Origin of the sequence: Phaeovulum sp. W22_SRMD_FR3, from assembly GCF_052113705.1 — a bacterium.
Classification (GTDB): Bacteria; Pseudomonadota; Alphaproteobacteria; order Rhodobacterales; family Rhodobacteraceae; genus JBGQOG01.
This window is the reverse complement of sequence record NZ_JBGQOG010000008.1, coordinates 1-13171: the sequence shown is the minus strand read 5'-3', so window position 1 is coordinate 13171 and position 13171 is coordinate 1. Positions and strand designations below refer to the sequence as shown.

The 13171-nt window shown below is 63.0% G+C and carries 12 protein-coding genes and 2 pseudogenes; 12 read left to right on the top strand and 2 right to left on the bottom strand.

Going from position 1 to position 13171, the window contains the following annotated elements; genetic code table 11:
• The first annotated feature begins 146 nt into the window (after positions 1-146).
• The 6 genes from ACEN2S_RS11995 to ACEN2S_RS11970 all read left to right on the top strand — a co-directional run bounded on the left by ACEN2S_RS11995 (position 147) and on the right by ACEN2S_RS11970 (position 4815).
• Positions 147-581, top strand: coding sequence for a MarR family winged helix-turn-helix transcriptional regulator (locus tag ACEN2S_RS11995; protein ID WP_441866391.1), 435 nt, complete (start codon positions 147-149; stop codon positions 579-581).
• 102 nt (positions 582-683) lie between these two features.
• Positions 684-1382 carry a TetR/AcrR family transcriptional regulator gene (locus ACEN2S_RS11990; protein WP_441866390.1) on the top strand — a complete coding sequence of 233 codons (699 nt, stop codon included), beginning with the start codon at positions 684-686 and terminating at the stop codon, positions 1380-1382.
• Positions 1383-1558: 176 nt separating this feature from the next.
• Positions 1559-2260 (top strand): maleate cis-trans isomerase family protein, encoded by a 702-nt coding sequence (locus ACEN2S_RS11985; protein ID WP_441866559.1) that lies wholly within the window; start codon positions 1559-1561, stop codon positions 2258-2260.
• A gap of 11 nt (positions 2261-2271) precedes the next feature.
• Positions 2272-3054 carry an alpha/beta fold hydrolase gene (locus ACEN2S_RS11980; protein ID WP_441866389.1) on the top strand — a complete coding sequence of 261 codons (783 nt, stop codon included), beginning with the start codon at positions 2272-2274 and terminating at the stop codon, positions 3052-3054.
• A 52-nt stretch (positions 3055-3106) separates the two neighbouring features.
• Entirely contained in the window at positions 3107-4138 is a 1032-nt protein-coding gene (locus ACEN2S_RS11975; RefSeq protein ID WP_441866388.1) for a leucyl aminopeptidase, read from the top strand.
• A gap of 47 nt (positions 4139-4185) precedes the next feature.
• Complete coding sequence (locus ACEN2S_RS11970; protein ID WP_441866387.1) at positions 4186-4815, top strand: isochorismatase family protein; 630 nt, start codon at positions 4186-4188, stop codon at positions 4813-4815.
• A gap of 687 nt (positions 4816-5502) precedes the next feature.
• Here the strand turns inward: ACEN2S_RS11970 and ACEN2S_RS11965 are convergent.
• The gene (locus ACEN2S_RS11965; RefSeq protein ID WP_441866386.1) at positions 5503-6501 is read right to left on the bottom strand and encodes a helix-turn-helix domain-containing protein; all 999 of its coding nucleotides are present in this window, start codon (positions 6499-6501) and stop codon (positions 5503-5505) included.
• 219 nt (positions 6502-6720) lie between these two features.
• Here ACEN2S_RS11965 and ACEN2S_RS11960 point away from each other — a divergent pair, with 219 nt between their 5' ends.
• The 5 genes and pseudogenes from ACEN2S_RS11960 to ACEN2S_RS11940 form a co-directional block, all read left to right on the top strand.
• On the top strand, positions 6721-7191 hold the full coding sequence (locus ACEN2S_RS11960; RefSeq protein ID WP_441866385.1) for a (2Fe-2S)-binding protein: 471 nt from the start codon (positions 6721-6723) through the stop codon (positions 7189-7191).
• Positions 7192-7194: 3 nt separating this feature from the next.
• Positions 7195-9372, top strand: coding sequence for a molybdopterin cofactor-binding domain-containing protein (locus ACEN2S_RS11955; RefSeq protein ID WP_441866384.1), 2178 nt, complete (start codon positions 7195-7197; stop codon positions 9370-9372).
• Positions 9373-9429: 57 nt separating this feature from the next.
• A complete protein-coding gene (locus ACEN2S_RS11950; protein WP_441866383.1) occupies positions 9430-10269 on the top strand; it encodes an XdhC family protein in 840 nt (279 codons plus the stop codon).
• Entirely contained in the window at positions 10266-10841 is a 576-nt protein-coding gene (locus ACEN2S_RS11945) for a nucleotidyltransferase family protein (protein ID WP_441866382.1), read from the top strand. The genes ACEN2S_RS11950 and ACEN2S_RS11945 overlap by 4 nt, the downstream gene beginning before the upstream one ends.
• Before the next feature lie 235 nt (positions 10842-11076).
• A pseudogene (locus tag ACEN2S_RS11940) lies at positions 11077-11193 on the top strand (IS3 family transposase); the annotation flags it as partial.
• 58 nt (positions 11194-11251) lie between these two features.
• Here the strand turns inward: ACEN2S_RS11940 and ACEN2S_RS11935 are convergent.
• Positions 11252-12169, bottom strand: a pseudogene (locus ACEN2S_RS11935) (IS3 family transposase); the annotation flags it as partial.
• A 346-nt stretch (positions 12170-12515) separates the two neighbouring features.
• Between ACEN2S_RS11935 and ACEN2S_RS11930 the strand changes: the two are divergent.
• The coding region (locus ACEN2S_RS11930) for an IS110 family transposase (RefSeq protein WP_441866381.1) at positions 12516-13171 on the top strand (656 nt) is incomplete at its 3' end.

The following is a 13171-nucleotide window of genomic DNA, read 5'->3' as shown; positions in this document are numbered from 1 at the left end:
CCAAAAAAATAGGCATACAAACGACTTTTCGGCCCCGATGCATTGACCACGCGGCCCGGATGCGCGATTTCGGCGCAACTTGCGCGACGGGAACATCGCTTTTGCCGCGCGATGGTGCTTTTTTGGTGCCGAGCAGGAGCAGAACCATGACGCCGTTGACCGAAGATGCAGACTATCTGCTGGATGAGCAAGTCGGCTTCATCCTGCGCAAGGCCTATCAGCGCCACATGACGATCTTCAGTGAACATATCGTCGGCGGGCTGACCTCGATGCAGTTTTCCACCCTCTACCGGCTGGCGACCGAGCCGGGGCCGGTGTCGCAGAATGCACTGGGGCGGATGGTGGCGATGGATGCGGCAACAACCAAAGGCGTCATTTCGCGGCTGCTGGCGCGCGGGCTGATCCACAGCGCGCCCGATCAGGTCGACCGCCGCCGCTATATGCTGTCCACCACCGAAGCCGGGCGCGCCCTCCTGGCGGAGGCCTTGCCGCAGGTGAAGAAGATCACCGAAGAGACTCTGGCGCCGCTGAGCGCTGATGAACGCGAGACGCTGATCGGGCTGCTGCAAAAACTCTGCTGAATGTTGGCCCCCTGCCCGCATGTTGATGCCGTGCAGTGAGGACGCCCCCCGCACAGGCTGCCCGTGCCACTCAAACGCCAGGCCCCGAAAGTCACCCCGGACATGTCCCAGCCAGACCCCGACGCGATCCGCCCGCAGGAGGCCCAAGCCGGACGCCGCGGCCCCGGCCGCCCCAAAGACGGCGGTGACCTGCGCGACAGCATTCTGGATCATGCCGAGCGGGCCTTTGCCGGGGCGGGCTATAATGGTGCGCGCATGCGCGACATCGCCGCCCGCGCCGGGGTCAATCAGGCGCTGATCCGCTATTATTTCGGCGCCAAACAAGATCTGTTCGACGAAGTCTTCCGGCGGCGCGGCACCATCCTGGCGCAGCATCGCCAGACCCTGCTGCAAGAGCTGCTGGCAGTGGATCCCGCGCCGAAAGTCGAGGCGATCCTGCAGGCCTATCTCAAGCCGCAATGGGATATGAAATACAGCAGTGCGGGTGGCGCGGCCTTTGTGCAGCTGCAGGCGCGCCTGCATGCGGAACCCGAGGAACATGCCCTGCGCCTGCGCCGTGAAGTCTATGACCCGCAGGTCCGCCGCTATATCGACGCCCTGCATGCGGCCCTGCCACAGATTCCGCGCGACATCATCTCCATCCGCATGGCGTTTTTGGTGGGGACCTATCTGTTCATGCTCAATGACCTCGGCCGCCTCGGAGATCTGACCGACGGCCATGTCGCGGATCTGGGCGAGACGCTGATGCTGGATCATCTGGTGCGGTTTCTGGCCGCTGGCATGCAAGCTCCCATCGCATAATCACGATGCCCGAATTTTTGGCAGGCCGTAGCAGGCCAGCGGAAAATTCGTATGCATACACACATTTTTCTTGTAATTATTCAGATGATGAAATTAGCCTTGGAAAACATGCAACGAAGAGTCGCCAAATGAAAAACTTCCGCATCGGCCAAATCGTCCCCAGCTCGAATGTCACCATGGAAACCGAAATCCCGGCGCTGTTGAGAGCCCGCGAGATGGTGGCGCCCGAGCGCTTCACCTTCCATTCCTCGCGGATGCGGATGAAACATGTGACCAAGGAAGAGCTGGCCGCGATGGATGCCGCCTCGGACCGCTGCGCGCTGGAACTCTCCGACGCCAAGGTGGATGTGCTGGGCTATGCCTGCCTCGTCGCCATCATGTCGATGGGGCATGGCTATCACGCGGTCTCGGCCGAGCGGTTGCAGGGCGTCACGCGGGACAATGATGCCGCAGCCCCGGTGGTGACCTCGGCGGGCGCGCTGGTGGAAGGGCTGAAGGCGATGGGCGCGAAGAAGATCGCCATCGTCGCCCCCTATATGAAGCCGCTGACCGAGATGGTGGTGGATTACATCCGCAATGAGGGTTTCGAGGTAGTGGATTACCGCGCGCTGGAAATTCAGGACAATCTGGCGGTTGCCGCGCATGACCCGATGAACCTGCCCGCGATTGTCGCCGGGATGAACACGGCCGAGGCGGATGTGATCGTGCTCTCGGCCTGCGTGCAGATGCCCTCGCTGCCCGCCGTGTCGGTGGTTGAGGCGCAATCGGGCAAGCCGGTGCTGACCGCCGCCATCGCCACCACCTGGTCGATGTTGAAGGCACTTGATCTCGACACCCGCGTTCCGGGCGGCGGCACCTTGCTGTCCGGCGCTTATTGAAGGGATTTGCCATGACCCGCGGTTACCACGTCCATGCCAACGGCATCCGCCAGCACCTGCTGCATTATCCCGGACCGGGGCCGCAGCTGTTGCTGATCCCGGGGATCACCTCTCCGGCCATCACCTGGGGCTTTGTTGCCGAACGGCTGGCCGAGCGGTTTGACGTGCATGTGCTGGATGTCCGCGGGCGCGGCCTCAGCGAGGCGGGGGATCTCGATTATTCGCTGGATGCGATGGCCGAGGATGCGATTGCGCTGGTGGCGGCCGCCGGGCTGACGAAACCCTTTGTGATGGGCCATTCGATGGGCGCGCGCACCGCGATCCGGGCCGCGCGCAAGAACCCCGAGCCCTTTGCCGGGCTGATCCTGCTCGACCCGCCGGTCAGCGGGCCGGGGCGGCGGGCCTATCCGCCGGGCTGGGCCTGGTACGGCGATTCAATCCGTCTGGCGCAAAAGGGCTGTTCGGCGGCCGAGATGCGGGCCTTTTGCCCGACATGGACCGATGAGCAGGTCGCCCTGCGCGCCGAATGGCTGCACACCTGCCAATATACCGCGATCAAAACCGCCTATGACGGCTTTCACACCGACGATATCCATGCCGATCTGCCGCAGATCACGCTGCCGATGCGCTTGGTCGTGGCCGGGGGCGCACCGGTGATTCAAGCCGGGGATATCGCCGAACTTCAAAGCCTTGCCCCGCATATCGAGCTGCGCACCGTCGCCGGTGCCGGTCACATGATCCCCTGGGATGACCTCGATGGTTTCCTCGGCGCGGTCATGGATTTCCAGATCTGACGCCACCCCCCAAAACCCGGGCCGAAAGCGCCCAACATCAGGGAATGAGACGATGGACCACACAAGTTTCACCGAAATCTGTCTGCATCAGCTGAAAATGTCGGGCGTGCATGAGGGCGAAAAGCTGATCGTGCTGACCCAGGGCCATGACCGGCTGGACTATGCCGATGCCTTCATGGCGGCGGGTCAGCGGCTGGGGGCAAAGATGTATCACATGCGCCTGCCGCAGCCGCTGCCGACCGATGGCTGGGCCGTCGGCCAGACCGGCCTTGCCGCGATGCCCGATGCGGTCGAGGCGCTCAAGGCCTGTGACATGCTGATCGACTGCGTGTTCCTGCTGTTCTCGCCCGAGCAATTCGCGATTCAGGCCGCGGGCACCCGCATCCTGACCGCGGTTGAGCCGCCGGAGCTGCTGGCGCGGCTGTTGCCGACGAAGGAGCTGCGCGAAAAGGTCGAGATGGGCGGCGAACTGCTGGCCCGCGCCAAGGTGATGCGCATCACCTCGCCGCATGGCACCGATGTCACCTACAAGCTGAACACCTATCCCACCGTCACCGAATATGCCTGCACCGACGAGCCGGGCCGCTGGGACCACTGGCCCTCGGGCTTTGTCTTTACCGGCGGCGATGATGACGGGGTTGACGGGCAGATCGTGGTGGCGCCGGGCGATATCCTGTTGCCGCAGAACATGTATGTGCGCGAGCCGATCACCTATACGATCGAAAAGGGCTGGGTCACCGACATCCGCGGCGGGCTGGAGGCAGAGCTGGTCAAATCCTACATGGAAGCTTTTGGCGACAAACGCGGCTTTGGCATGAGCCACGTCGGCTGGGGGATGAACCCCAAGGCGCGCTGGCACAATTTCGTGCCGGGCGAATTCCCCGGCGGCATGGGCATGGAGCCGCGCAGCTATTACGGCAACGTCATGTTCTCGACCGGGCCGAACAACGAGCTGGGCGGGCCGAACGATACCCCCTGTCACCTCGATATCCCGATGCGCGGCTGCTCGCTGTTCCTCGATGATGAACCGGTGGTGATCGACGGCGATATCGTCGTGAAAGAGCTGCAGATGGACCGCCACTAAGGCACCCGGGCGGCCCCAGGGGCCGCCCATTTCGCAAGGAGCATCCCATGTCGCAAGCCCAGACCTATGCCGCCGCTGGCTTTGGCCAGCCCGTGCCGCGCGGCACCCGCCCCGCCATCGTGGTGGTGGATTTCACCTATGGCTTCACCGACACGCAATACCCCACCGCCGCCGACATGCGCCCGGCGATCGCCGCCACCCGGCAGCTGACCGATTTTGCCCGCGCCGCCGGTTTCCCGGTGATCTACACAACCATCGCCTATCATCCGGGCGAAATTGACAAATTGCCATGGCTGAAAAAGGCCAGCGGCATGGCCGCGCTGCTAGAAGGCTCGCGACTGGTCGAGATCGACGCCAGCACTGGCATTCAGCCGCAAGACGCCATCATCAGCAAAAAGGGCGCTTCGGCGTTTTTCGGCACCACCCTCGCCGCGCTGCTGGCGGGTACCGGCACCGATACTGTGGTGATCACCGGCGCCACCACCTCGGGCTGCGTGCGCGCTTCGGTTGTCGATGCGGTGCAGTCGGGCTTCAATGTTCTGGTGCCCCGCGACTGCTGCGCCGACCGGGCCGAGGCACCGCATGAGGCCAACCTCTACGACATGAACCAGAAATATGCCGATGTCACCGATGCGGCGGATATTCTGGCCTGGCTTCAAAGCGTCGCAGCCCATTAGGAAGCGATAGCTTATGCACATGCAGCAGCGCATAAGGACTGCGATGGGCGTATTCAGCATTGATGGAAATCTGGAGTGTTGGGCGATCCGCCCGCCTTCAGTCGCCTTGTCGCCCGCAGACCTTCCGCCGGACTTGTGGGAACCCAAGGATGCGCTGGCACTGACCGACGGAGCCGTCTGCGCCCAGACAAATGAACCCAAAACCCGTTGACGTGACAAAACCGACGCGCTGGCACAACGGTTCGGCCGTGTGGCGCAACACAATCGGCTCCGACGCGGCGACATAAGCGTGTCGATTGATTGACGCAGCAATCGCCCGCAGCGCCAATCGCCTCAATCTGGGCGATCCGGTCCTGTGACCTGATCAGCTTAGGGGCCATGCCCCAGAAAGATCCAGCCAGTGCCGCGCGGGGCACCAAATCAGGATGGTGGCGGGTCGAAATGGATGCCTGCGATGGAAACAGCCCGGCCGGAATGCGGGCATGGTGAAGCCAGACACGCTCAAATTCTTATTTCTTTCTCGTGACATACCTGAAATGTCGTACCTCAGATAGCGCAGTCTCGAACGCCACATAGCGAGAAAGGATCAAGCCGGAAGGCTTTGTACTGCCCGCAGCAGATCGACACCGTGGGCGACCAATGTTCCACCTCTTGCTGCGGCGCCCGGCACCCAAGGAGCACGCCGGATCAGCCGCGCAACTGCGCCCGTGCCTGCAGCGGGGTCATGCCCGTCCAGTCCTGAAACGCGCGGTAGAATGAATTCGGATCCCGGAAGGCCAGCAGAAAGCTGATTTCCTCGGTGTTGAGGTCGCGGTTGGACAGATAGGCCATCGCCAGTTCGGCCCGGGTTTCATTCAGGATGGCCTGAAAGCTTTTGCCTTCCCGTTTCAGATAGCGTTGCAAGCTCCGCCGGCTTTGACGCAGCATTTTGCAGACCGCTTCCACCGAGACTTCGCCGGAGGGCAGCAGATCGATCACGATATTGCGCACTTGAACCGAGACGGTCGGCGTCTCAAGCGCATGCAGACGGCTGAGCAGTTCCTGCTCGATCAGCGCGTAGAACGCGGTGTTCTCGGAGATCAGCGGCAACTCGGCGGCCGCATGGGAAATGATCAGCCGGGCCTCGGGGGCCTGCACGACGGGGGCGGTCAAAAACGCGCCGATCTCGGGGGTGACAAAGCGCGTATCGGGCAGCTCAACCCGCAGCGGGACAATCTCAACGCCGGAAAACACCCGGCAGCATTCCAGAAAGAAAATCACGTCAAAGGTTGCCATGGCCGCCGGAATGTCGGGGCCATTCTCCGGCGCCCGAAAGCGAATGGCAAAGCCATCATCGGTCAGGCAGGTGTCCAGCCGCAAGGGCACGACCAGCGGTTTGAACTGCGCCAGGCGCTGCAGGCCGAGCGCGATGGTCGGGCTGCAGGAAAATGCCAGAAGCTCGGAGGTAAAGCTGCCATGCGCCGCACTGCGGCCCAGATCCAGCAACCATTCCCCGGCCGGTCGTTCCGCGTCCAGCGCAGACCACATATCAAAGAACGTCGCAGCATCGACACCGTTCTTGTCACCGTTCAAAAAATCCGCGCTGAGCCCCATACGGGCCAGAATCCGCGCTTCGGACACGCCAAGGCGGGCGCAAAAGGCGCGGAGCGGGCGCGCAATCGAGTAGCGATGGCCGTTTTTCGTCATCGGAGAGGCATCCAGTTCAGGTGCGTTGGCGGGCTGGTCTGCCCGGTCGGCGAGGTCCCGTGCAAGCGCCCTCTGGGCCGTGGCGCGATCAGTTATAGAATTGGCGCATTTCGCGAGTGGCACAAGTGCGAAGTCACCACATATTGGAGAGGAATTCTATCCAACCCGGGGTGAGATCAGTGTCAGCACGGGGAAGCCAGCCACAGGGAGCAAGCGCCAATGGGATATGTCATCAAACTGAACGGGCAGACCCACGAGGTGAACGCCGAAGCCGGGACGCCGCTTTTGTGGGTCATCCGGGATGAGCTGAAGCTGACCGGTACCAAATTCGGCTGTGGTGTTGCCGCCTGTGGCGCCTGCACCGTGCATGTCAACGGCGAGGCGGTCCGCTCCTGCCAGACCTATATCGAAGATGTGGCGGATGCCGAGGTTACCACGATCGAGGGCGCTGCGGATCGCCTTGGCAAGGTCGGCAAGGCGGTGCAACAGGCCTGGCTGGAGCTGGATGTCGTGCAATGCGGCTATTGTCAGTCGGGTCAGATCATGCAGGCCACCTCCTTGCTGGCGCAGACGCCCAAGCCCAGCATCGCGGAGATCGAAGAGGCGATGAACGGCAATGCCTGCCGTTGTGCCACCTATCAGCGTATTCGTTCCGCCGTGGTGCGGGCGTCTGAAATTCTGGAGGCCTGAGCCATGACCCTTTCCTCAACACGTCGCGGATTTTTGCAAGGTGCCTTGGCAGGCGCCGCGGTTCTTGTTGTCGGGTTGCGCCCCGATGGCAGCCTGGCAGCGGGGGCCGCAGAAGGCGCTCAGCTGAACCCCTTTGTCAAAATTGGGGCCGATGGTCAGGTGACCGCGATCATCAAACATTTCGAAATGGGCCAAGGCCCGTCCACCGGGCTGACCACGCTGATCGCCGAAGAGCTGGGCGTGCGCATGGAAGCCATCGACTATGATTTCGCGCCCTCGGACCCGGCGGTCTACAACAACCTGTTCTTCGGGCCGCTGCAGGGCACCGGCGGCTCTACCGCCATGGCCAATTCCTTCATGCAGTACCGCTCTGCGGGGGCGGCGGCGCGGGCCGTGCTGATTGCGGCGGCGGCGCAGACCTGGGGCGTGGATGCGGCAGGGCTGGATATCGTCGAGGGTCAGGTGACCGGGGCGGGCAAAACCGCGCCGCTGGGCGATTTCGTGGCGCTGGCCGCGACGCTGGCGGCGCCTGCCGAGCCGAAACTGAAAGAACCGGGCGAATTCCGCCTGATCGGCAATCCCGGGACGAAGCGCAAGGATTCCGCCGTCAAGATCGATGGCCGGGCAAAATTCGCAATGGACATGCAGCTCGACAATCAGATGGTCGTGGTGCTGGCCCGCACGCCGCGTCGTGGCGGACTGGTCGCCAGCTTTGATGACAGCGGCGCGAAAGCGATCAAGGGCTTTATCCGGGCGGCTGCCCTGCCGAACAAGGTGGCGGTGGCGGTCTATGCCGAAAACACCTGGGCCGCCTTGCAGGCCCGCGATGCGCTGACGATCGAGTGGGACAATACCGCCGCCGAAAGTCGCAGTTCGGAAGATATCCGCGCCGAGGCTGAGGCCGCGGTTTCGGCGGCGCCAACCTATAATGTCAACGGCGCCGATCAGGCCGCAGTGGACGCCCTGATCGCTGGCGCAGCGCAGGTGCTGGATCAGACCTTCTACTTCCCGCTTCTGGCACATGCGCCGATGGAGCCGATGACCTGCACCATCGAGGCCACGGCTGAAGGGGGCATCCGGCTGCATGACGGCTGTCAGATGCCAACCGTGCCGCATGGGGCGATGGCCAAGATCTTTGATCTGCCGATGGAAAAGATCGAGATCGTCACGATGTTTGCCGGTGGCTCTTTCGGGCGGCGCGCGAATGCCGATGCCGATTATCAGGTGGAGGCGGCGCTGGCCTTTGCGATCACCGACCGCAGCCGTCCGGTCAAACTGGTCTGGTCGCGCGAGGATGACATTCAAGGCGGCTATTACCGCCCCATTGCCGCGCATCGCGTGCGGGTGGGCCTCGATGCTGCGGGCAAGATTGTCGGCTGGGATCACCGCATCGCCACGCAATCCATCATGAAGGGCACCTTCATGGAGGGGTTCGCGGTCAAGGATGGCGTCGATTCAACCTCGGTCGAGGGGGTGCATGAAACCCCCTACAGCCTGCCGGGGCTGGCCATCGGTCTGACCGACATCGCCCCGGCGACCAGTGTTCTGTGGTGGCGCTCGGTCGGCAACACCCATACCGGCTATGTGATGGAAAGCATGATGGATATGGCCGCGGCGGCCGCGGGGCGCGATCCGGTCGACTACCGTCTCAATTATCTGACGCAGAGCGCGGAACAGGCGCGCTTTGCCGGCGTCCTGAAACTGGCAGCTGAAAAGGCGGGCTGGGGTGCCGTGGCCGAGGGGCGCAGGCAGGGCATCGCCGTGCATAAATCCTTTGGGACCTATGTCGCTGAAGTGGTTGAGGTTTCGGGTTCGGCTGAGGCGGGTGTCAAAATCGAAAAAGTCACCTGCGCGGTGGATTGCGGGATCGCGGTCAATCCTGACATGATCCGGGCGCAGATGGAGGGCGGCATCGGTTATGGCGTCGGTCACGCGATGCGCGATGCGATCACCCTGACGGAAGGTGCCGTCGATCAGTCGAACTTTCCCGATTATGAGCCGCTGCGGATGGCGGATATCGGCGCGATCGAGGTGCATATCGTGCCCTCAAACGCCCCACCCTCCGGGGTAGGGGAACCCGGCGTACCCCCCGCGGCGCCTGCCCTCGCCAATGCAATCTTTGCGGCCACGGGCAAGCGGATCACCGCTTTGCCTATGGTAAATGACGTCGATTTCGTCTGATTATAGCCTGCCCCGCACGGCGTTCAGGCCGGGCGGGGCAGATTGCAGGAGCCTGTGATGAGCAAGCTGGACGTTTTGCACTCTGAGACCGCCCGTGCGCTGCGCTGGCAGATTCCGGCCCGTGAAGCGGCGCCGGTGCTTGCGGCGCTGGTCCCGGCCGGGGGCGTTCTGGCGATGCTCGTGGGGATTGATGGCAACTTCTACCGCCCACATGGTGCGATGATGGCCTTCACGCCGGACGGTGCGATGGTGGGCAATCTGTCATCGGGCTGCATTGAGGGCGATCTCAGGGCACATGCGGCACAGGTCTGGCAGAGCGGGCGCCCCAGGCGGCTGCTCTATGGGAAGAACTCGCCGTTCTTCGATATTCGACTGCCCTGTGGCAGCGGCATCGAAGTGGCGCTGATGCCGCTGCGGAACACAACGGTCCTGCGGCAGGCGCTGGCCGGGATTGCGGCGCGCGAAGAGGTGGTCTTTGCCTGTGCCGGCCTGCCGGTCGTGGATCTGCGCCCGGATCTGCAGGTGTTTGTGGTGGGCACAGGAGCAGAGGCGCAGGCCTTTGCCGATCTGACGCGCGCGGGTGGTTTTGGCGTAGAGCAGGTGTCGCAGATCGATCCGGCGCAGCTGGATGCCCGCAGCGCGGTGGCGCTGTTTTTCCACGACCACGATCGTGAAATGGGGCTGTTGCAGGTAGCATTGCAAAGCCCGGCCTTCTGGATCGGGGCGCAGGGCAGCCGCCGGGCACAGGCGCGGCGGCTGGAGGCGTTGCGCGCACTGGGCGTGCCCGCGCCGTCACTGAGCCGGATCCGTGGCCCGATCGGGCTGATCCCGGCGGCCCGGGATCCGCGCGTATTGGCGATCTCGGTGCTGGCCGATATCGTGGCTGCTGCAGAATGAGCCTGATCGCGGTGCTGTTGGCGGGGGGCCGGTCGACGCGGTTCGGAGCAGAGGACAAGCTGCAGGCGCTGATCGATGGCATGCCGATGCTCAGCCGCAGCGCGCAGACCCTCACCGCCTCGGGTGCCGATCATTGCTTTGCCGTTCTGCGGGACCAGGCGCAGGCAGCCCTCTTGCCCGAAAGCGTCACGCCCGTGTTCTGTCAGGGGCAGCAATCCGACAGTCTGCGGACGGGGCTTGATGCGGCACGCGCGGCCGGGGCGACACGGCTGTTGATCGCGCTCGCTGACATGCCCTTTGTGACGCCGGACCTGTTGCGCAAAGTGGTGGCGGCTTGCGGTCCGGACCATGCGGCCTGCGCTGCGGGTGCATCGGGCCCACAGGCACCTGCCTGCTTTCCGGCCCGCTGGTTTGACGCGCTCAACCTGCTGCAGGGGGATCGGGGGGCGGGGACGCTGTTGCATCAAGATCCCGGTGTGCGGATTGTGGCCGCCGTCGCGGCGGAGTTGCAAGATATCGATCTCCGCAAGCAGGTGTATTCAACGGCGCAACCTACCCCGGACAACCGCTGACGGCGCGAAGTGAACTGATGCGGCGGATGCCCCCCACGGCACCGAATGTGCCAACGTGATTTCGTTGGACCCAAAATGAGGGAGGCACCCATGTCTGAGATTGGCGTATTGGCGATTGATCTTGCCAAGAGCGGCTTTCGAGTTTGCAGTGCCAGCTCCGATGGCGTTGTGAAGTGCCCCCACTGAGGTGGTCCATCAACTGGGACCGTATGATCCCATTTCAGAAAGACCAGAGATGGCTGGAAGGAGAGACAAACCCGAAGAAATCGTGCTGAATCTACGGCAGGTTGAAGTGCTGCAAGGTCACGGCAAGTCGATTGCAGATGCTGTCCGACAGATTGGGGTGACGCAGCAGATTGATCCGCTCCTCCAACGTTGGACCGCCGGAAGGCAGAGTTTTCCGGCGGCGCTCAGGGTGACGGACTGGTGACGCCCCCTGATTTCGTCAGCACGATCGGCACTTTGGCGCCGATTGCGCCGTGTGGCCGTTCCGCGTTGACCTATCTGCGCCAAGCCTCCAGCTTTTCGGCCGCGTCCGCAAGGGTGAGGAACCAGTGCGGGCTCAGACATGCCGCCCGGAACCGGCCATTAAAGGCTTCGATGAAGGCATTGTCCGTCGGTTTGCCGGGCCGGGAGAAGTCAAGGACCACCCCGCGCTGGCAAGCCCGGAGGTCCATGTCGCGCGAGACGAACTCGCTGCCCAGACCGACGCGGATCGTCTTGGGATAGCCAGCCGTTCGGCACACCCGGTCGAGCGTCGCAACAACGTCCTCGCCGCGGTAGCCGAGCGCAGGTCAAGCACCGGGACATAGCGCGAGAACGTGTCGACTACCGTCAGAACCTGCACCTTCTGGCCCGTCGCCAGTCGGTCATGCACGAAGTCCATCGCCCAGACCTCGTTCGGGCCGACGGCCTCAGCACGATCATCCGGCAGCTTCGCCTTTACACGTCGCTTGGGCGTCTTATGCCTGAGCTGCATCCCCAACTCCCTGTAAATGCGGTAGACTTTCTTGACATTGATGCCCAAGCCTTCGCGATCCAGCAGAATGTGAGCCCGTCGGTAACCATACCGCACAGGCGTCTCGCAGATCTCCCGGATCCGCTTCGCCACGGCAGCCTGATCGGTGCGGCGGGATTGGCAGTGGAGCGTCGAACGGTCAGACCCGATGGCCCCACGAGCCTGCCGGATCGACACCGCCCCACCGCCCCATCGCGGCACATCCCCCTATCCAGTGCGTGCATGCGGCGGTGCTTCAGAGCTTTCGCCGGATCACGTCTTGGAGCATCGCGCGGTCCAGCATCAGTATGGCCACGATCTTCTGCAACCGATACGACCCGTGCCCGGAAACCTCCTGCTCCGCGTTCATGCTCGCCGCAACGGTCTTGTCCTGACTTTGATCCAGAACCAATCCTGACCCTTCTGTATTTCTGATTTGCTATTCTGGCCCCGTCACCGACCTTGGCCAAGGTTGGTGACGGGACGGTGTTTGGCGTCTGAGCCTTGTGGCGTTGACCACGTTTTCTAGCGAGCCAGCACCGTCTCTCTTCATAGTCTCGAACAGTTGAAAGCGGCCGGTCTGGACCGCGGCGCAGAAGGAAGAGAGCACGAGCAAATTATCACAGGCAAGGATCATCGGTACAGATGTCAGCCGCGATTGGTTGGATATTTACTGTTTGCCAGAAGGCAAGCGCGCGCGGCTGCCGAACAAGGTTGAAGGTCACGAGCAAGTCGCTCAACGCGCTCTTAAACGGGACGCACTCGTTTGCTTCGAGGCCACTGGCGGGCAGGAATGGCGGTTGTGGTCCACCCTCGACGTTGCCGGGATCGCGACCCGGCAATTGCCACCTGCCCAGATCAAGGCATTCGCCGTGAGCCGGGGCACACGAGGCAAGACGGATCGGATCGACGCGGAGCTCATCGCGCGGTTCATGATGTTTCGACCGGATGCCGGACGCGTATTGCCACATGAAAAGCTGCGCCTTGTCAGGGCCTTGACGTCAAAGCCTGGGCATCTGATCGAGACACGCAAACGGCTACTGGCGCAGATTAAGGCGCATGGGAAGCTGGGATCGGCGGATATGTTCGATGCCATGAACGCCGAGTTGAAAGACCTTCTCGATCGCCAGATTGCAGAGTTGGAGGTGCGGATTGAGCAGGCCATGGCCTCTGAAGAGCAATTGGCTACGACGGTCAAGATCCTGCGTTCCGTTCCCGGGATCGGCCCCGTCACCAGCAGTATGCTAATCGCCGAGATGAGCTGCTGCCGGTTTCGTGGACACGAAGATAAGATCGTGACCAAGGAACTGGAGTGTGGATATGACGAGACGGA

Bases quoted from the DNA above. Each gene is read 5' to 3' on its own strand.
- ACEN2S_RS11995 (WP_441866391.1), top strand. From the start codon at position 147: ATGACGCCGTTGACCGAAGATGCAGACTATCTGCTGGATGAGCAAGTC.
- ACEN2S_RS11990 (WP_441866390.1), top strand. From the start codon at position 684: ATGTCCCAGCCAGACCCCGACGCGATCCGCCCGCAGGAGGCCCAAGCC.
- ACEN2S_RS11985 (WP_441866559.1), top strand. From the start codon at position 1,559: ATGGAAACCGAAATCCCGGCGCTGTTGAGAGCCCGCGAGATGGTGGCG.
- ACEN2S_RS11980 (WP_441866389.1), top strand. From the start codon at position 2,272: ATGACCCGCGGTTACCACGTCCATGCCAACGGCATCCGCCAGCACCTG.
- ACEN2S_RS11975 (WP_441866388.1), top strand. From the start codon at position 3,107: ATGGACCACACAAGTTTCACCGAAATCTGTCTGCATCAGCTGAAAATG.
- ACEN2S_RS11970 (WP_441866387.1), top strand. From the start codon at position 4,186: ATGTCGCAAGCCCAGACCTATGCCGCCGCTGGCTTTGGCCAGCCCGTG.
- ACEN2S_RS11965 (WP_441866386.1), bottom strand. From the start codon at position 6,501: ATGACGAAAAACGGCCATCGCTACTCGATTGCGCGCCCGCTCCGCGCC.
- ACEN2S_RS11960 (WP_441866385.1), top strand. From the start codon at position 6,721: ATGGGATATGTCATCAAACTGAACGGGCAGACCCACGAGGTGAACGCC.
- ACEN2S_RS11955 (WP_441866384.1), top strand. From the start codon at position 7,195: ATGACCCTTTCCTCAACACGTCGCGGATTTTTGCAAGGTGCCTTGGCA.
- ACEN2S_RS11950 (WP_441866383.1), top strand. From the start codon at position 9,430: ATGAGCAAGCTGGACGTTTTGCACTCTGAGACCGCCCGTGCGCTGCGC.
- ACEN2S_RS11945 (WP_441866382.1), top strand. From the start codon at position 10,266: ATGAGCCTGATCGCGGTGCTGTTGGCGGGGGGCCGGTCGACGCGGTTC.